General features: G+C 60.9%; 17 protein-coding genes and 1 pseudogene. 8 read left to right on the top strand and 10 right to left on the bottom strand.

The features are described 5' to 3' along the window. Positions 1 to 59 precede the first annotated feature (59 nt). Both ACVJGD_RS15725 and ACVJGD_RS15730 read left to right on the top strand, forming a co-directional pair. Complete coding sequence (locus tag ACVJGD_RS15725) at positions 60 to 2,843, top strand: UPF0182 family membrane protein (RefSeq protein WP_456635187.1); 2,784 nt, start codon at positions 60 to 62, stop codon at positions 2,841 to 2,843. A 406-nt stretch (positions 2,844 to 3,249) separates the two neighbouring features. After that, complete coding sequence (locus tag ACVJGD_RS15730) at positions 3,250 to 3,882, top strand: histidine phosphatase family protein (protein ID WP_456635188.1); 633 nt, start codon at positions 3,250 to 3,252, stop codon at positions 3,880 to 3,882. A gap of 75 nt (positions 3,883 to 3,957) precedes the next feature. Here ACVJGD_RS15730 and ACVJGD_RS15735 read toward each other — a convergent pair whose 3' ends face one another. After that, the gene (locus tag ACVJGD_RS15735) at positions 3,958 to 4,203 is read right to left on the bottom strand and encodes a hypothetical protein (protein ID WP_456635189.1); all 246 of its coding nucleotides are present in this window, start codon (positions 4,201 to 4,203) and stop codon (positions 3,958 to 3,960) included. Between the two features lie 256 nt (positions 4,204 to 4,459). Between ACVJGD_RS15735 and ACVJGD_RS15740 the strand changes: the two genes are divergently transcribed. Then, entirely contained in the window at positions 4,460 to 4,945 is a 486-nt protein-coding gene (locus ACVJGD_RS15740) for an adenosine-specific kinase (protein WP_456635190.1), read from the top strand. Between the two features lie 108 nt (positions 4,946 to 5,053). Here the strand turns inward: ACVJGD_RS15740 and ACVJGD_RS15745 are convergent, their stop codons facing one another. Continuing rightward, positions 5,054 to 5,998 (bottom strand): LysR substrate-binding domain-containing protein, encoded by a 945-nt coding sequence (locus tag ACVJGD_RS15745; RefSeq protein ID WP_456635191.1) that lies wholly within the window; start codon positions 5,996 to 5,998, stop codon positions 5,054 to 5,056. A gap of 419 nt (positions 5,999 to 6,417) precedes the next feature. Between ACVJGD_RS15745 and groL the strand changes: the two are divergent. From groL to ACVJGD_RS15770, 5 genes and pseudogenes are all read left to right on the top strand, one after another. Next, positions 6,418 to 8,062 (top strand): annotated as a pseudogene (groL, locus tag ACVJGD_RS15750) (chaperonin GroEL). Positions 8,063 to 8,134: 72 nt separating this feature from the next. Next, positions 8,135 to 8,560, top strand: coding sequence for a thiosulfate oxidation carrier protein SoxY (locus ACVJGD_RS15755; RefSeq protein ID WP_456635192.1), 426 nt, complete (start codon positions 8,135 to 8,137; stop codon positions 8,558 to 8,560). A 15-nt stretch (positions 8,561 to 8,575) separates the two neighbouring features. Beyond that, positions 8,576 to 8,902, top strand: coding sequence for a thiosulfate oxidation carrier complex protein SoxZ (gene soxZ / locus ACVJGD_RS15760; RefSeq protein WP_456635193.1), 327 nt, complete (start codon positions 8,576 to 8,578; stop codon positions 8,900 to 8,902). Between the two features lie 99 nt (positions 8,903 to 9,001). Then, positions 9,002 to 9,310, top strand: a complete 309-nt coding sequence (locus tag ACVJGD_RS15765; protein ID WP_456635194.1) for a c-type cytochrome — start codon at positions 9,002 to 9,004, stop codon at positions 9,308 to 9,310. Beyond that, a complete protein-coding gene (locus tag ACVJGD_RS15770; RefSeq protein ID WP_456635195.1) occupies positions 9,307 to 10,578 on the top strand; it encodes an FCSD flavin-binding domain-containing protein in 1,272 nt (423 codons plus the stop codon). Before ACVJGD_RS15765 ends, ACVJGD_RS15770 begins: the two co-directional genes overlap by 4 nt. Before the next feature lie 58 nt (positions 10,579 to 10,636). Here ACVJGD_RS15770 and ACVJGD_RS15775 read toward each other — a convergent pair whose 3' ends face one another. The 8 genes from ACVJGD_RS15775 to ACVJGD_RS15810 form a co-directional block, all read right to left on the bottom strand. After that, positions 10,637 to 12,829 (bottom strand): heavy metal translocating P-type ATPase, encoded by a 2,193-nt coding sequence (locus tag ACVJGD_RS15775; RefSeq protein ID WP_456635196.1) that lies wholly within the window; start codon positions 12,827 to 12,829, stop codon positions 10,637 to 10,639. After that, on the bottom strand, positions 12,826 to 13,551 hold the full coding sequence (locus ACVJGD_RS15780; protein ID WP_456635197.1) for a sulfite exporter TauE/SafE family protein: 726 nt from the start codon (positions 13,549 to 13,551) through the stop codon (positions 12,826 to 12,828). Before ACVJGD_RS15780 ends, ACVJGD_RS15775 begins: the two co-directional genes overlap by 4 nt. Before the next feature lie 56 nt (positions 13,552 to 13,607). Then, positions 13,608 to 13,730, bottom strand: a complete 123-nt coding sequence (locus ACVJGD_RS15785; protein WP_456635198.1) for a hypothetical protein — start codon at positions 13,728 to 13,730, stop codon at positions 13,608 to 13,610. Between the two features lie 12 nt (positions 13,731 to 13,742). Then, the gene (locus tag ACVJGD_RS15790) at positions 13,743 to 13,865 is read right to left on the bottom strand and encodes a hypothetical protein (RefSeq protein WP_456635199.1); all 123 of its coding nucleotides are present in this window, start codon (positions 13,863 to 13,865) and stop codon (positions 13,743 to 13,745) included. Positions 13,866 to 13,927: 62 nt separating this feature from the next. Further along, complete coding sequence (locus ACVJGD_RS15795; RefSeq protein WP_456635200.1) at positions 13,928 to 14,137, bottom strand: hypothetical protein; 210 nt, start codon at positions 14,135 to 14,137, stop codon at positions 13,928 to 13,930. Next, positions 14,097 to 14,288: a hypothetical protein gene (locus ACVJGD_RS15800; protein ID WP_456635201.1), complete on the bottom strand. Its 192-nt coding sequence runs from the start codon at positions 14,286 to 14,288 to the stop codon at positions 14,097 to 14,099. Before ACVJGD_RS15800 ends, ACVJGD_RS15795 begins: the two co-directional genes overlap by 41 nt. 6 nt (positions 14,289 to 14,294) lie before the next feature. Next, positions 14,295 to 15,983, bottom strand: a complete 1,689-nt coding sequence (locus tag ACVJGD_RS15805) for a cbb3-type cytochrome c oxidase subunit II (RefSeq protein WP_456635202.1) — start codon at positions 15,981 to 15,983, stop codon at positions 14,295 to 14,297. Next, positions 15,980 to 17,431, bottom strand: a complete 1,452-nt coding sequence (locus tag ACVJGD_RS15810) for a cbb3-type cytochrome c oxidase subunit I (RefSeq protein ID WP_456635203.1) — start codon at positions 17,429 to 17,431, stop codon at positions 15,980 to 15,982. The genes ACVJGD_RS15805 and ACVJGD_RS15810 overlap by 4 nt, the downstream gene beginning before the upstream one ends. Positions 17,432 to 17,435: the final 4 nt, after the last annotated feature.

The following is a 17,435-nucleotide window of genomic DNA, read 5'->3' on the forward strand; positions in this document are numbered from 1 at the left end:
GCGGCATCCCGACCACAAATCAAGCGGCGGGCGTCCCTCATTTCTGCTATGATCAAACCATGACGATCGGGATTACCGGACCCGAACGGAAGGCACCAAGGCAAAGCGCCGTGGCCGGGTTTATCATTGCGGCCGTCTTCGTCGGGATTTGCCTGACCTTGCTCTGGCTGGCGAGCGACTTCCTGGTTGACTGGCTGTGGTTTACCGCGATCGGTTATCCGCAGGTTTTTTGGACAGCATTCGGCGCCAGAGCCGTCGTCTCTCTTGCGGTCTGGATGGGGAGCGCCGTCATCCTTTGGTTGAACGGATGGCTCGCGGTGCGCTTTGCCCGACGGCTGTCGACACAACTTGCCGCCGCTTCCGGGTGGCAAGCCGCGGGCAACGCACCGCCAGATCTGCTTGCGCTCGTGCGCAATCGACTGCCATGGCCCCGGATTGTTGCAGGCGGCGCAGCCTTGCTTGCGCTGCTTGTTGCCTCGGCAGAAGTCTCCAACTGGGACGTCTTCCTGCGATTTGTCTATCACGTGCCATATGGCGCAGACGATCCGCTCTACAACAAGGACATCGGCTTCTATCTCTTCTCGCTGCCCGCCTATATCCTCATCAAAAACTGGATGATGCTCACGATCGTTCTGAGCGCGCTTTTCGCCGCGGCGATCTACTGGGTGCACGGCGATATCGAGTACCACATTCATCACCGATCAATGTCGCCGACGGTGGTTACTCACGGCTCTGTGCTGCTCGGTCTTCTCTTTGCAACGAAGGCATGGTCCTATGGTCTCGATCGCTATTTGCTGCTTTACGGCGACAACGGCGTGGTCGTCGGTGCAAGCTACACCGATGTTCACGTAGGGCTGCCGGCCTTGTGGCTGATGATCGGACTTTCGATCATCGCGGCACTCGCCGCGCTGGCAAACTTGCGGGTTCGCACCTACCTGCTCCCGACCGTGGCGATCGTGCTCGTCGGCGTCGGCACCTTCGTGCTGTCCGGCGCAGTCCCCGTGCTGTTCCGACAATTCTTCGTCAAACCAAGCGAGCTGGAGCTGGAGAAGCCCTACATTGAACGCAACATCGCGCTCACCCGGCAGGCATACAATCTCGATAAGATCGCAGCTAAGCCCTTTGCCGCCGAACAGAAGCTTAGCTTCGAGACGCTCGACGCCAACAAGGCGACAATCGAGAATATCAGGCTGTGGGACTGGCTGCCCCTGTCGGACACCTACGCGCAGCTGCAGGAGATCCGCACCTACTACAAATTCCACGATCTCGACGTTGATCGCTACTGGCTCGATGGCTCCTACCAAAGCGTGATGCTCTCGGCACGAGAACTGCGACCCTCCTTGCTGCCGCCGAACGCCCAGACATGGGTTAACCGCCACGTGCTGTTTACTCACGGCAACGGCGCGGTGATGAGCCCCGTCACCCTTAAAAATATTGAAGGACTGCCGCTGTTCTATTTGCGGGATATCCCTCCCGTTGCGGATGGTGGCCCCAAAATCCACGAGCCGCGCGTCTACTACGGCGAAGAGAGCAACAACTACGTCATCGTCAAGGGGAGCACGCCGGAGTTCGACTATCCGAAGGGAAAAGACAATGTCTACGCGGCCTATGACGGCACGGGTGGCGTTCCGATAGGAGCGATCGTGTGGAGAGGCCTGTTTGCTTATTACTTCAACGACCCGAACCTGCTGCTCTCAAGCTACATCACCACCGACAGCCGGATCATGATCCGCCGCAATATCCAGGAACGGGTACAAACGATCGCTCCGTTCCTCAGGCTCGATCACGATCCTTATCTGGTCATCAGCAATGGGCGGATGTTCTGGATGCAGGACGCCTACACGGTGAGTTCCTATTTCCCCTCTTCGCAGCCGGCGCAGGATTTCGATCTCAACTACATTCGCAATTCAGTAAAGGTCATCATCGATGCCTATAATGGGACCGTCGATTTTTACCTCATTGACACCGGCGACCCGGTCGCGGCGACCTATCAGCGTATCTTTCCGAGTTTGTTTAAGCCGTTCGCGGCGATGCCTCCGGACTTGCAGAAGCACATTCGATATCCGGAGGACCTCTTCCTGATTCAGGCGCAGCTCTATCAGACCTACCATATGGAGGCCGCCGACGTTTTCTATAACCGCGAGGATCTGTGGCAATTCCCGCGCCAGCCAGGCGGCGGCGGCATTGCAACGATGGCGCCGTACTACATCATCATGCGGCTGCCCGGTGAGCCGCAGGCCGAGTTCTTCCTCATGCTTCCCATGGTGCCAAGCCGCCGCGACAATATGATCGCATGGCTGGCCGCGCGCTGCGACGCGCCCGACTACGGCAAGCTGATCGTCTACGAATTTCCCAAGGAGAAGCTCGTCTACGGGCCGTTCCAGATCGAGGCGCGGATCAACCAGAGTACCGAGATATCGCAACAAATCACGCTGTGGAATCAGATGGGCTCGCGGGTGATACGCGGTGCGAACTTGCTCGTCATCCCGATCGATAACTCGATCCTCTATGTAACGCCGCTCTATTTGCGAGCGGAGCACGGCCACCTGCCGGAACTGAAACGTGTGATCGCAGCCTACGGTGAACGTGTGGTGATGAAGGAGACGCTCGGCGAGGCCTTGTCCGCGCTCTTCCTTGAATCCGGCGCTGCGCCGGCAGTTTCAAGCGCGACAGAGGAGGTGCCCGTCACAAGCCCAGCGACAAGTCAGGCGAGGGAGGCGCTTGATCGCTACAACCAAGCAGTGGAGCGATTGAAGTCCGGAGATTGGAAAGGCTTCGGCACGCACTTCGATGCAATGCGCGAGCTTTTGGAGAAAATGAACCGACATTCCAGCGAGCACTAGTCCAATGCCCCCAAATCTGCGGTCGATGCGGGGAAGTCGGAGCTACGAACGCGGCCGCGGCGCCACGATTGGGCTTTGTTCAAAATCACATCGCGATTTCAATCACATAAGAGTTCGCAGTTTTTGTTCTGAGTGGCGCGCGACACGCTCCAATCGGCAAATTTGCGATGCCCCGCGATCCTCACCATGCGTCCTGGGCTTCCCAATATCGCAGGTTGGTCCGGTTGCCTTCGATAGCGGCCATGCCGAGCACTTTCGGGTCGACATAACGGGCCAGGAGGCGGTAGGTCTTGCAGCCACGGGGGTCAAACCCGACTTCGCCTGCGTCCGCATGCACTCGATGAGCAATTTGACGACGGGACTAATGCTCCAACCACGGTGATCTTAATCTCGGGAGGATTAGGTCATGGCCCATCTTAGGATCTTCGTTTGGGTCCTCGCGATCCTCGCACTTCCTGGCGCGACGGCCCTGGCCCAATCTCGCCCGACCGACGCGGAGCTCGCATCGATGCTCCGCTCCGGCGGTTTGGTCATTGTCGTCCGACACGGTGCCACCAATGAAGATCAGGCCGACACCGACCCGCTCAATCCCGACAACATCGCCAAGCAACGCCGGCTGAGCGCGAAGGGTGAGGACGCGGCCAAGGCACTTGGCATGGCCCTCAAACAGATTGGCGTGCCGGTCGGCAAAGTCATCACCAGCCAGTTCGACCGTGCCTATCAGACGGCGAAAATCGCCGGCCTCGATCAGGCGGAGAAGAGTGCTGACGTCACAGAGGGCGGCCTGGTAGTGTCGCCGAACGAGAACAAGCGGCGCGCGGTGGCACTCCACAAGTTGGTCAGCACAGCGCCGGCTGGCGGGACGAACATGGTCATCGTGACGCACAAGCCGAACATCATTGATGCGTTTGGCAAGGATTGGTTCGAGGTGAAGGAGGGCGAGACCACGATTTTCAAGCCTGACGGCTCAGGCCTTCAGGTTGTCACGCGTTTTCAGATCGACGAATGGCCGCGTATCGCAGCGGCCGCCAAGAAGTAGCCCGCTCCATTCGCGTCCCTTGCCAGCGGTAACAGGTACTCGCCAGCATACAACGATGAGGGAGTCCGAAGGGGCTCAGCGACAGCCCGTCGCCCAAGACTGGAATAGCTGCATGGCTTCCGGGATGCGCGGTGGATTGACCTGGGCAACTTCCTCCAGGCAATCGACCTGCCCGCGCAGCCAGCGCTCGATCGCTTCGAGGTCAAGCCACCTGATCCCGACTAGGACGTCGATGGCGCTCACAAAGTGCCGGGCGGCAAGTGCCTCTTCGGCTGCCTTGGCGAGACGAGCGCCCAGTGGAACCCGATTCTTCCAGCTCATTGTGGATCTCGGCTTTAATCATCAGCATCGTTTCCGCGGCCTAGTCTGTCAGGACTGGTGTCCCATCTGGGACAGCGCCTGCAGCACGATGCTTCGAACTCGCGCCGCGCGCAGCGACTCGGCGCCGCCCGGCGGGCTCGAGAGGAAATCCTAGGCTGGTTTGAGGTTTACCGACGATCGGCTGCCTCTAAGCGACTTGCAATCTTCGTCCTGCAGCCTACCATTTGATTGCAGCTCACCCTGCAGGGGCGCAGCCATGGAACTCGCCGTGGTCCCCATCGTCAAGCCAGACTCCGCCAACTTCATCTTCGGCCAGTCGCATTTCATCAAGACCGTGGAAGACCTCCATGAGGCGCTGGTGGGCGCAGTTCCTGGCATCCGCTTCGGACTGGCCTTCTGCGAGGCCTCCGGCAAGCGGCTGGTGCGCTGGTCGGGAAATGACGAAGCCGCCATCGCCCTCGCGCGCGACAACGCATTGGCGATCGGCGCCGGCCACACTTTCCTGATCTTCCTGGGCGACGGGTTCTTTCCCGTCAACGTGCTGGCTGCTGTGCGCGCGGTGCCGGAGGTCTGCCGCATCTATTGCGCGACAGCCAACCCGACAGAGGTGATCGTAGCGCAAACGGAGCTGGGCCGCGGCGTGCTCGGCGTGGTGGATGGCGCCTCGCCGCTGGGTATCGAAACCGACGCCGACATTGCGTGGCGGAAAGACCTGCTGCGCAACATCGGCTACAAGTTATAGTGGCTGGGGTCCGCTACATCGCGAAACCCACTATCGTGGGCGCCTTTTTTCGTATCGCCGCGCAGCTTAGCCGCGAACTGAGGCCTTTCACCGGCTAATTCGGCACCATCAGTGTCCCATTCGCAAATCGGCGCGCTCGTGGTGGATGCACTTCGGCCGCGCGGGAGCGTTCAGCGCGATCTTCACCGTCTGACCGAGCGCCTGAAAGTCAACCTTGCGCGGAGACGTTCGGCGCCATGCCAATCCGATATTACGGCCGGGCTGTGGATCGATAAAACGCAGGAGCTTCACTCGGTCATCACGCAACTCGACATCGACCGCGACCTCTGGAACCAGCGTGGCGCCGTATCCGCTCGCCACCATCTGCATGACTGTCGCAAGGCTGGTTGCACTGAGGTTTGAGGCCACATTCCAACGCCCCTTGGCACAATAGTCGAGCGCCTGATCCCGCAGGCAATGGCCTTCTTCCAGCAAGATGAGCTTGCGCTTCTTGACCTCACAGGGCGCCACGCGTGCCGTCTCCGGGAGCGGATCGTCGGCGGGCACGGCAAAGAGGAAGCGGTCCCTCACGAGATGGAGAACCTCCACCGCTGTCGCCTCGAGCGGCAGCGCCAACAACAATACTTCGAGAGCGCCACGCTCGAGTTCGGCGAGCAACACCCTGGTCTGCGCTTCCATCAAGTCAAGGCGCAGATCGGGAAATCCGTGTTCCAGCTCCGGCAACAAACGCGGCAAGATATACGGCGCCAGCGTGGGGATCACGCCAAGCCGCAACGTTCCTCTCAACACCTTGCCTTTGTGTTGGGCCAGGTCGGTCAGGTCGCGTACGGCTCCAAGAATCACTCCAGCGCGTTGCGCGATCTCGACGCCAAGTTCGGTAAGCATCGGCGCACCCGGGCGCCGCTCGATCAGCTCTACGCCGAGCAGCCCTTCCAGCTCGTGGATCTGCATTGAAAGAGCGGGCTGGCTTACAGAACACTCCGCTGCCGCTCGTCCGAAATGTTGATGACGGGCAAGCGCATCGAGATAATACAACTGCCGGGTAGTGATCACGTCGATAAGATATTCTTAACGTCGCGGAAAAGCAATTTGATTGGCATTTTTCTGCCGGCTCAAAAAAATGGGTTCCGTGCCTTAACCGCAAACCGTTTGAGAGTGTCAAAATCTGCGCGGGTTGAGATCACCAGCGCGCTGGCTGGGAGATCCTCTCTCCGGTTGGTGCGCAGGGTGGATGCCGTCGTGCGGACAACGGAGTTCGATCCGGGTCGGCGAACGATCTTGAGCGGTCAAATTTCATCGTGATGCAATTTCATCGTGATGCAAGGAGCGTCCGGGAAGAATTGATCGATATCAGCGACTCTATATGCACGCTGCAAGACGTGGGCATGCTGCGGACAAGACCAGGACGAGCTAGAATTCTTTGCCAGACGTACACGTATGTAAGGTTGCGCCGACTGGATCGGGATACATCCATGGTAGCCAGGCAAGTCGCATTTTCCGGCAGGGCGCGGGAAAGCATGCTGCGCGGCGTCGACATTCTCGCCAACGCGGTGCGAGTGACGCTCGGCCCCAAGGGCCGCAACGTCGTGCTGGACAAGTCGTTTGGCGTACCCCGCATCACCAAGGATGGTGTGGCGGTCGCTGGAGAGATTGAACTCGAAAACAAATTCGAGAACATGGGAGCGCAGCTCGTGCGCGAAGTCGCGAGCAGGACCTCCTATGTCGTCGGTGACGGCGACAACCACCGCAATCGTCTTGGCGGCGTCCCTGGTTCGCGAAGGCATCAAGGCAGTCGCGGCCGGCATGAATCCAATGGACTTGAAGCGCGGCATGGACCTGGCGGTCGAGGCCGAGGTCCAGGATCTCAAGCGTAACTCGAAGAAGATCACGTCCAACGATGAGATCGCGCAGATCGGCACCATCTCCGCCAACGGCGATGCCGAAATCGGCCAATTCCTCGCCGAGGCAATGAAGAAGGTCGGCAATGACGGCGTGATTACGGTCGAAGAGGCTAAGTCGCTTAAGACTGAGCTCGACGTGGTCGATGGCATGCAGTTCGATCGGGGTTATTTGTCGCCCTACTTCGTCACCAATGCCGACAAAATGCGCGTGGAGATGGAGAATCCCTACGTGCTTGTGTATGAGAAGAAGCTATCGGATTTGCGGGAACTGCTGCCACTGTTGGAGACCCTGGCGCAGACGGGTAAGCCACTGCTCATTATCGCCGAAGAGGTCGAAGGCGAAGCACTCGCTACCCTCGTCGTCAACAAGCTGCGCGGCGGCCTCAAGGTCGCGGCGGTTAAAGCGCCTGGCTTTGGCGATCGCCGCAAGGCGATGCTGCAGGACATCGCCATCCTCACCGGTGGCACCGCCATACTGGAGGATCTCGGCATCAAGCTTGAGAACACCACGCTCGACATGCTCGGCCGAGCCAAGAAGGTCATTATCGACAAGGAGAGCACCACGATCGTCAACGGCGCCGGCAAGAAGGCGGACATCGAGGCCCGGATCAACCAAATCAAACATCATATCGAGGAGACCACCTCCGACTATGATCGCGAGAAGCTACGGGAGCGGCTCGCCAAGCTCGCCGGCGGCGTGGCGGTGATCCATGTCGGTGGGGCCACCGAGATCGATGCGAGAGAGCGCAAGGATCGCGTCGACGACGCAATGCATGCGACGCGCGCCGCTGTCGAGGGAGGCATTTTACCGGGCGGCGGCGTAGCGCTGCTGCGCTCCGCCAGGGCGCTCGGCCGAGTGAAGTCTGCCAACGAGGACCAGAAGCGCGGCGTAGACATTGTCAGGAAGGCAATCAGTTGGCCAGCGCGCCAGATCGCGCTGAACGCCGGCGATGACGACTCGATCGTGGTCGGCAAGATCCTCGGCAAGGAGCAATATAGCTGGGGTTATGATGCCCAGAGCGGCGAGTATGGCGACCTGGTCTCCAAGGGCATCATCGACCCGACCAAGGTGGTGTGCACCGCGCTGCAGGACGCGGTCTCGATCGCCGGCCTGCTCATTACCACTGAAGCCATGGTTGCCGAACTGCCGAAGCCGCCGCCTCCACCTTTGCCGGGGCATGATCACGACCACCATCACGGCAACATGGAGTTCTGAGGCGATCGCGACGAGAGGAAGGATCTCGCGTTGGAGAGGAAAAGGCCACTAGGCTTTACGCGCCGAACCGTCTTGACCGCCGCCGTTGCGGGGAGCGCCGGACTTGCGAGCGCCACTCTCGCCGCCTCGCCGCCCCCGAGCGATAATGCGGCGGAGTTCGTCAAGCAACTGACCGGAAAAACCGCGACCACGTCGGATCGTCTGCATCTGCAGATGCCGCAGGCCTTTCCGAATGGCTACACCGTGCCACTCACGCTCGTGATCGATAGTCCCATGACTGAATCCGATCACGTCAGGCAAGTCCGGGTGCTGGCGCCACGAAACCCGCTCGTCGAGGTTGCCACGTTTCATTTCGTCCCGCGACACAGCGTGCCCCGCGTATCAACGCGCATTCGCCTCGCCGAACCGCAATATGTCCTGGCGGTGGCAGAGATGAACGACGGTACGTTGCTGATGACCGAGACTTGGGTCGAGGTCGCCACCAATGGATGCAAGTGACGGAGGAGGTTCGGGATGTTCACTCCGGCACCCCGGGTGCAAGTGCCAAGCGCCGTCGCGAATGGTGAAGTATTTCCGGTCAAGACGTTGATCAGCCATCAGATGGAGACCGGCCTGCGGCACGATGACAAAGGTAACTTGATACCGCGCCGGATCATCAACAAGTTCATCTGCCGTCACAATGACGCCGTGGTGTTCAGCGTCGATCTCCACGAAGCCGTAGCGGCGAATCCCTTCATCGAATTCTACTTGCGCGCGACAGAGAGTGGCCAGCTTCAGTTCGTTTGGGAAGAGGATGGCGGCAGCATCTACGCATTGGAGCACCATCTAACGGTCACTTGACTGTGTTGCATTTGACGAGCCGTATTGCTCCTTCGCACCATGCGCAAAGGGATCGATGACCGCAGATACCAGGATCGAGCCGCTCTCAGCATGCGCCAAATGATCGCCGTTTCGGTTGCTGCAGCTTTGCTCATGATACTTGCCGATCGCGGCCAGGCGGCGGACCGCAATGGCGGAGCCAAACTCGCCGCGATGTGCGCGTCCTGCCATCGTCTGGATGGCGGCGATGGGGACATTCCGACTATCCTCGGCATGGAGCCGGAGATGCTCATCCGCGCGATGCTTGCGTACAGATCGCGTGTACGCCCGAGCCACATCATGCGCGCCGTTGCTCTGTCGCTGAGTGATGAAGAAATCGCGACCCTGGCGCGCTATCTCGCAGCGCTGAACAAGCAGGTCAGGCCATGAAGTCCCCGACGCGCCGAGAGTTCGGCTGCCTGATGGGAGCGACGGTCCTTGCGGGACTCGGCCCTCGATTGGCGGCCGGCGAGGCAAAGGCGAGGGTTGTCGTCGTAGGCGGAGGCATCGGCGGCGCTACGGCAGCCAAGTATTTGGCCGCTAGCAGCGCGCGAATGATCGAGGTGACGCTGGTTGAACCAAAGCCGAACTATGCGACCTGCTTTTTCAGCAACCTTTATCTGGCCGGACTGCGCTCGTTCGAGTCTCTTACACATGGCTACGAGATGCTCTCGCAACGATACGGTGTCAAAATCATTCATGACTCCGTCGTAGCGATTGATCCGGTCGCGAAAACCGTCGGGCTCAAGGGTGGTTCAAAATTGGCGTACGACCGCGCGGTCGTTGCCCCCGGCGTCGCTTTCAAATACGAAGCCATCGAGGGATATGACGAGGCGGCAACCCAGGCCATCCCGCACGCCTGGAACGCGGGCCCACAGACGAAGTTGCTGCGGCGGCAACTCGAAAGCATGGAAGACGGCGGCGTCTTCGTGCTCGTCGCGCCCCCCAACCCGTTCCGCTGCCCGCCCGCCCCGTACGAACGTGCCTCTCTCATTGCTTATTATTTCAAACAGCACAAACCGCACTCGAAGATCCTGATCCTCGATGCGAAAGATAGTTTCAACGCGCAGGACCTGTTTCTGGATGCCTGGGACCGCCACTATCGGGGCATGATCGAATGGCTGCCGGCCCAATTCACCGGTGGGATAGAGGCAATCGATGTGAAAGAGCGATCGATCAAGACTGCGAGCGGCACATTCAACGCTGCGGTCGCAAATATCATACCCCCGCAAATGGCCGGCCAGCTCGTGCACAAAATCGGCCTCGTGGATCAATCTGGCTGGTGCCCGATCGATCCCATGACGTTCGAGTCAAAGCTACAGCCAGAAATCCATATTGTGGGCGATGCGACCAGTGCTGGCGACATGCCAAAATCAGCGTTTGTCGCAAACAGCCAGGCCAAGGTCTGTGCGTTTGCCATCGCCGAGGCACTGACCGGCTCCGAGCACGTTCCGCCTCATTTGTTCAATACTTGCTATACGTTTCTTAGTCCTGACGATGCGGTGAGCAATGCTGTCAGCTTCAAGGCTGCCGTCGGAACAATCAAGATCGTCAACAACTTCATCAGCCAGGTGCAGGAAAGCGCCGAGATCCGCCGCCGGGCCGCACGCGAGGCACAAAGCTGGTACGCGGTCTTTACGCATGACTCGTTCGGTTAGTGCCCCCACTCCCGATAAATTGGGTTAGGAACCTTGGATCACCGGCACCGGTGGGCCATCAGCCCGCTTGAAACGCTTTACCATCGACCGAAACGACCGTGCTACGAGGTGCAAGAGTGCTCTCCGCCGCGTCTGAATATCGATCGAGGATCGGCGGTGGAGTCGGCTCGGGCAGCCGCTCCAGCCGCAGCGAATTCAGGACAACGACGACGCTCGAGCCGGCCATCACTGCTGCCGCCAGCACGGGCCGGAGTACTCCGGCCATCGCCAGCCCCACGGCAACGAGATTATAGCCGAATGCCCACATCAGGTTGGTGAGGATGGTCCTGCGAACGGCGCGGGCGACATCGATCGCCCACGGTAGCGTCCATAGCCTGCCTCGGGGGAGCACGACGGCTGCGGTCTCGCGCGCGAGGTCGGTCGCCGAGCCGACAGCGATTCCGACATCGGCTCCGGCCAGTACCGGCGCATCATTGAGACCGTCGCCGACCATCGCTACCATGCCATGGCTGTGCCGGCGCCGTTCCAGCGCCGCGCGTTTGGCCTCAGGTGTCAGGCCGGCGTCGATATCGCCGCTCTCAATTCCGACCGCAGCCGCAATTCGCCGTGCGGCTGCTGGAAGGTCGCCGGTCAACAGCGTCACGCGTATCTCACGGTGGCGCAATGCTTGGACGGTCGAGCGCGCCTCCGACAGAGGCGTATCGTCAAGCGAGAGCACGGCACATACCCGCTCGCCCCAACCAACATAGATCACCGAATGGCCGCTCGCTTCATGTCGACTCCCGCGCTCGGCCACACTTGCCGGAAGCGACCAACCCAACTCCCGCATCAAAGCGGCGCTGCCTGCCGTTACAGTCCGACCGTCCGAGTTGCCACGGATGCCACGCCCCGGCACGACGCGAATGTCCTGGACGGCCATTGGCTCCACTCCCCTCGCCGCAGCCGCTGCGCTGACGGCGCGGGCCAAGCCGTGCTCGGAATGGCGCTCCAGTCCGGCGGCATGCGCGAGCACCATATCGGCGCTGGTGCCGTCGCTGTCGATGGCAACAACGCGCGCCTGACCTGAGGTGAGCGTGCCGGTCTTGTCAAAGGCGATCAGCCGGATGCGCGCCAGCGCCTCAAGCGCGGCGGGATCGCGCACCAGACAGCCGTGCCGGGCCAACCGCCCGATGCCCAGCGAGGTGGCCATCGGTGCCGCCAGCCCGACTGCACACGGACAGGCCACCACCAGTACCGCAAGGCCGATCAATAGCGCACGGTCGAACGGCAAGTGCTGCGCCCAGTACACCGACGCTCCAATACCCAGCACCAGAATAATCGGCACGAACACGCCTACAATGTTGTCGGCAAGACGCTGGCTCGGGCTGCGACGGATTAAGGCATCCCGTACCGATCGACAAATCTGCGCCCAGCGGGTCGCATTTGCCACGCCGCTGCTTTGGATCAGGAGCGGCCCGTCAAGATTGATGCTGCCGGCGATCACATGCGAGCCCATGCCTTTAGCGATCTGCCGGCTTTCGCCGGTGATCACGGCCTCGTCGGTGTGCGATTCGCCCTCCCTGATCATGCCGTCGACAGGAATGCGTTCGCCTGGCCGAACTCGAACCAACACGCCGGCGCCAATCTCGCGCACCGGCCGGCGGTACTCGCCGTCGCCAATGACGACGGTGGCCCACTCACTTTCCGCGGCCAACAGCGGCTGCAGGTCGCGCGCCGCCCGTGCACGCCCGGCAGCGTCGAGGTAATAGCCCACGGTGAACAGCATCAGCACCATGGTGGCGGTATCGAAGTAGACGTGCGGGCTGCCCTCGATCGTGGCAAAAGCGGAATAAAGGTAGGCGGCGCCAACGCCAAGCACGATGAGTGCCGAGGAGGTCAGGCGCCCCTCCATGCCGTGGAACCAGGTCTCGCGCAGAAACGGTCCGCCGAGAATGATCACCGCGGGTGTAGCGAACAGCCAGAGCAGGAGATGAATCCACGGAAGCATCTCGGCATCCACGCCGCTGAACGCGTCGGTGTACAGAAGCAGGCTGAACAGCATGATATTCATGGAGAGAAAGCCGCCGACACCGAGCCGGATCAACAGCCAAGCAGCCTCCCACTCCTCGGCTTTACCGTTCTTGACCTGGTAGGCGATACAGCAGCCGTAGCAGCAGAATGCGCAAGGCTCACCGTTCACCGTGCGTCGCATCGCCCGCCGCCCGATGGGCAACAGGCAATGGCTGCACAGCGTATGGTCGTGCGCTGTCATGCCGGATGTCCTCCTGGCCAACCAAGGGCGATGTGCGCGGCGAACGGCAGGGCGCCGCGGCCAATGGTGACGAGACCTAGGAGCAGAATGCAGCTACCGGCCAGCCACACGCCGCGCTGCCGCCACGCCGGCGCCAGCGCTCGGCCGACGCCCCCCATCAGAAGCATTGCGGGGAATGTCCCGAGCCCGAACGCTGCCATGGTGAGAAAGCCTGGCAACGCTCCGGCCGTGCTCGCCGCCTGGGCGGCAAAGGCGTAGACCAGCGGACAGGGCAGGAAGCCGTTGAATACGCCGAACGCAAGCGGTGCGCCATGCCCCGGCGCCGTCAACAGGCTGCGCAGGGATGCCACGAGGGCGCTGGAGCCGAAGCTGGTCGTGATCCCATGCAGACGCGGCAGCAGGCCAAAGAACTGCAGCGCCATGGTGATCATCAGCAGTCCGGCGAGGATCGCAAGAATCCGCTGACCGGTATCAAGGGGACCGCTCAGCAGCGGGACCGTCGCCCCCTGCGAGGTGCATATGATCTGACCGAGGGCGCCCGCGAGCCCGCCGAGAAAGCAGTAGGTTGTCAATCGACCCGTATTGTACAGCAGATGGCGCAAAATCGTCGCGCTTCGCCCCTGCGGATCATGGCCCAGCACGCAGGCGAAGCCTCCGCACATGCCGACGCAGTGAAAACTGCCCGCGAAACCTGCGACGAAGATAACCACATAGTCGGTCATCGGCAGATTACCCTACCCGACCGGCGCCTATGCACGACGGCACCGCTTCGCTGCCGCTACTTACGCACGAGGTCGGCAACCCACACGAAGAAGGCGACGGTGGCGATCGCGAAGCCGACAAACGCGATGATCTGGATCATACTTGCATCAGCAAGCGAAAAAACCGGATTTTCGACCATGCATCCTCCTGGTCAGCCAAAATAGACACGGACTACGTTCAGGGTGAGCTCGGAGAGCAGAAACAGGAGATTCAAGGCCATGACGGCGAGAATGATCCTGGCTGCCAGCATCTTCGGCTCCCTTTGAACCGGCATGTCATGCTCCTCTCGAATCAAGATCGCTTCAGCAAGTCACCGGCTAGTCTGGTGCGTGATCGCTAGATCCGTCCTGGTCCAAGCCCTCCCCAATAGACGACGAGATAATACAGCGCCCAGATAAAGAGGACGGCGTAGACAACCAGCAGCCACACTGGAATGTAGCCGTGGCGCGACTGAATGGTGCCACCGGCATACTCCTCCATCTCTTCGATCTCGGGGGGCGAGCTGTCACTCGCCGGCGTGCTCGGCGTGCGCGTCGGATCTGTCATCGCCGACCTCCCTCTGAACGAACCGGATGGACACATCGTCGGCGCCGCTGAACGCGCCCGAGAGCACACCCCAAATGAAAACACAGAGCGCACCGAGACTCATCATCAAGGCTGCGATGTAGGGACCAACGATCTCGAAATAGATGGTCATCGCTGATTACTCCTTGGCGGCCTGTTGCTCGGCCACGCCGTTTCCACTGCGACCTGCCAGGGCGCGAGCGCCGCCGCGGCTCGCTGCGGCGCGCCCGCTTGGAACGTAGGCTTTGTCCGGCGTATCGGCTTCGTGCGCGGGATCGTTGAGTGCCCGGCGATCGCTGGGCGCGATCGGCAACGGTTCTCCCGTCAGCGCATCCTTGTAAGCCGATAGTGCGAGCACGTAGTAGGAGAGCGCCCAGCGGTCCTCTTCCGACAACGGATCCCGGTAGGATGGCATGGGCGTGCCGCTCAACCCGGTCGTCATGGTGCGGAAGATGTCCTCAACTGTAGGACCTGACTTGAACTGGCCAGCAGTAAGGTCCGCGGGCGGGCTCGGAAAGCCCAGATCGTCCTTCAGCCCGGGAGCCTTTTCGCCATCACCCTTCCCGGTTCGGCCATGGCACTCCCAACACTTGGCATTTTGCCACACATCCTTGGCGCGATTGAGCATCTGCTCAGATGGAGCAGGCGGCCGCCCAATGTACAAGGGCGGACCCGGCGGCTCTTCCTTGAAATAGGCATAGGGCTTTGCCGGATCGGAGCGGTCGACCGCGAGTTCGTACTTGATGTACTGAATGGCAGCGAGGCGGTCGATAATATGCAGCTCGTGCCAGGCGGGCATCGCCGTGCCCCGAACGCCGCGTGTAATGGTGCGCAGAAGATCGCCGTCAGTCGGCAACGGCTCCTTGGTTAGCCTGAACTTGAAAACGGCCGCCGCGAAGCTCCTCGGGCGCTGCTTGTAAAGAAAAGTTGCAGCCGGTCCATTACCGTCGCCGCTCTCTCCGTGGCAGCCGAGGCAACGCCGCTGATAGACCTCCTTGCCGTAGGCGATCCATTCGCTCGATCGCGGCATCGTCGCTTCGGTTACTTCGAGCTTTTGCGGCTCAAACAGGTCCCGCCACTTGCCGCGATTCATGCCGAGTTTTTGCAAATAAGCGATGAGACCCTGCAGCGCTTCTGTCTCGGCGGCGATATCAACGGTGGCACCGGTATATTCCTTGTTCGGTGTCCAAATGATCGGAGCCTTGCCGCGCGCCTCCATGGGCACAAACAGAAGTCCATCGGCGTTCGGCGTGAGCTTGATCTGCTCCTTGCTTGCGAAGTTGAACAGCCTCTCGGTAACCGGCGTTTTTTCCAGGCTGCGATTGCCGGCTCCGTCATCGATGATCTTGACGGGCTCGGCGGGCATCTCGAACAGCCCTCGAAAAGGCGCCATGATCGAATCCGGCGAGAGCATCCTGGGATTCCAGAAATGCGCGAGATGCCATTCGTCGCTATACTTGAGCCCGACCCGGGTCAGATCCGGCCCGATACGCCGGGTACCCCATAGGTGCGGCACATCGAAGGCGTATTCGCCAGCCTCGGAGACCGGACCCCAACGGCGCGTCTCGCCGGTTACCGGACGCACGTATTGCGAATGACAGTACCAACACCCCTCGCGCAGATACACTTGGCGGCCGAGCTGCTGGAGCGGCGTATAATCAGTGGCGTCGGTCTTGATCCATTTGAGCTGCCCGAAGTCGGTCCGGACCACGGCGGTCACGGCGGTGGTCCGTGCCGACGGCTCAATGAAGGGTAGGATCCCTTGGGTGGCAACAGCGAGGAAGAAGAAGAAGACCCCGGCCACCAAGGCAACAAAGCGCGCACTCATTCGGCTGGCCCTCCGGCGGGAATCGGGGCCGCACCGCGCGCTGGAATAGGCTCCGCGGCCGGACGGCTGAGCGCGGTCATCATGAGATTGAAGACGAGCAGAGACATCCCGATATCCATCGTGATGCCGCTCAGGGTACGCACCAGCCAATAGGCCCTCATCCGGGTCACCGTGTCGAGCCACTCGGTGCCATTCATCCATTCAAAGCCTTGCTGCAAACCGCCGGCGGTCAGCACCAGACCCATGGTGGAAATCCCAACGGTGATCAGCCAGAACGACCAGTTGCCAAGCGTCCATGACCAAAGCTCGCGTCGGAACACGCGGGGCCACACATAGACGAGACCGCCGATCGCCCAGACCACAAACGTGCCGAAAACGGTCAGGTGCGAGTGCGAGATGACGAAGTCGGTGAAATGAGTGGGCTGCTGGATCGAACGCAATGCCTCGGTCGAGCCCTGAAAGCAGCCCGCCAGGTACATCAGCGAACCCATGATCAGGAACTTCGCAGGAAGGTTCTTTCCGAACCCGTCCCATCGGCCCTTCACGGTGCCGAAGAAGTTCACCAACACCGTCCATACCGGAATGATCAGCAACATGGAGGTGATGATCGCAAGAGTCTCAGTCCAGTCGGCGATCGGGCTGTAGAGATAATGGTGGATGCCGACGAAGGGGTAGAACAGCGCGAGCGACCAGAACCCGACGAGCGACAGCTTGTGGGCGTAAAGCGGATTGCGCACACTGACTGGCAGGAAATAGTAGATGAGCACGTAGCCTGCGGGCGTGAGCCAAAGTCCGACGATGTAGTGGATGTAGAGACCGTGGAAGGCGGCGCTGTTGATGCCCGGGATAGTGTAGGGGAGGATGAAGCTGCCCAGCACGAGATTCATCGTCGTCCAAACGAAGGCCCCGATCAGATACCAGAGCGCGACATAGAGCGGCGCCTCAAGGCGTTGCGCGATCGTGAGGAGGAACTGTGCCGTCGCCGACGCGATGACGATTACGATGGGAATTTCGGCGAAGAGCGGGAGTTCGCCTGCCTCCAAGCCGTGGTTTTGGGCAAAAGGCAGCGAGATGAGCCCCGCCGCGAGGCTGATGTTGTACAGCCACGCCAGCGGTACGCCCCATTGCGCCCATGGCACCCGCACCCCGCAGAGGCGCGGGACCAGATAATAGCATTCGCCGATGAAGAGAGCGGAAAAGGCGCCGAAGATGACACCATTGACATGGACCGGCCGCAGCCGGCCAAAGGTCAGCCCCAGATTGTTGGTCCCAAGGTAATCCGGATAATTGAAGAGACCCGAGATCGCCACGCCGACCGATGGCGTGACGAGGAGCCAGAACATGCCCCAATAGAGCCAAGTTCGCACCACGCGCCAATCGACCAGCTCGTCCAAATCGACGCCGGCGAAACTGCCGCGCAGCCTCTCCGCCGGAAACACTTCCGCCATGGAG

The sequence above is a fragment of the Bradyrhizobium sp. USDA 10063 genome (genome assembly GCF_054063735.1).

Bases quoted from the DNA above. Each gene is read 5' to 3' on its own strand.
- ACVJGD_RS15800 (WP_456635201.1), bottom strand. From the start codon at position 14,288: ATGACCATCTATTTCGAGATCGTTGGTCCCTACATCGCAGCCTTGATG.
- ACVJGD_RS15780 (WP_456635197.1), bottom strand. From the start codon at position 13,551: ATGACCGACTATGTGGTTATCTTCGTCGCAGGTTTCGCGGGCAGTTTT.
- ACVJGD_RS15795 (WP_456635200.1), bottom strand. From the start codon at position 14,137: ATGACAGATCCGACGCGCACGCCGAGCACGCCGGCGAGTGACAGCTCG.
- ACVJGD_RS15810 (WP_456635203.1), bottom strand. From the start codon at position 17,431: ATGGCGGAAGTGTTTCCGGCGGAGAGGCTGCGCGGCAGTTTCGCCGGC.
- ACVJGD_RS15725 (WP_456635187.1), top strand. From the start codon at position 60: ATGACGATCGGGATTACCGGACCCGAACGGAAGGCACCAAGGCAAAGC.
- ACVJGD_RS15775 (WP_456635196.1), bottom strand. From the start codon at position 12,829: ATGACAGCGCACGACCATACGCTGTGCAGCCATTGCCTGTTGCCCATC.
- ACVJGD_RS15790 (WP_456635199.1), bottom strand. From the start codon at position 13,865: ATGCCGGTTCAAAGGGAGCCGAAGATGCTGGCAGCCAGGATCATTCTC.
- ACVJGD_RS15805 (WP_456635202.1), bottom strand. From the start codon at position 15,983: ATGAGTGCGCGCTTTGTTGCCTTGGTGGCCGGGGTCTTCTTCTTCTTC.
- ACVJGD_RS15765 (WP_456635194.1), top strand. From the start codon at position 9,002: ATGATCGCCGTTTCGGTTGCTGCAGCTTTGCTCATGATACTTGCCGAT.
- ACVJGD_RS15770 (WP_456635195.1), top strand. From the start codon at position 9,307: ATGAAGTCCCCGACGCGCCGAGAGTTCGGCTGCCTGATGGGAGCGACG.
- ACVJGD_RS15740 (WP_456635190.1), top strand. From the start codon at position 4,460: ATGGAACTCGCCGTGGTCCCCATCGTCAAGCCAGACTCCGCCAACTTC.
- soxZ (WP_456635193.1), top strand. From the start codon at position 8,576: ATGTTCACTCCGGCACCCCGGGTGCAAGTGCCAAGCGCCGTCGCGAAT.
- ACVJGD_RS15735 (WP_456635189.1), bottom strand. From the start codon at position 4,203: ATGAGCTGGAAGAATCGGGTTCCACTGGGCGCTCGTCTCGCCAAGGCA.
- ACVJGD_RS15730 (WP_456635188.1), top strand. From the start codon at position 3,250: ATGGCCCATCTTAGGATCTTCGTTTGGGTCCTCGCGATCCTCGCACTT.
- ACVJGD_RS15785 (WP_456635198.1), bottom strand. From the start codon at position 13,730: ATGGTCGAAAATCCGGTTTTTTCGCTTGCTGATGCAAGTATGATCCAG.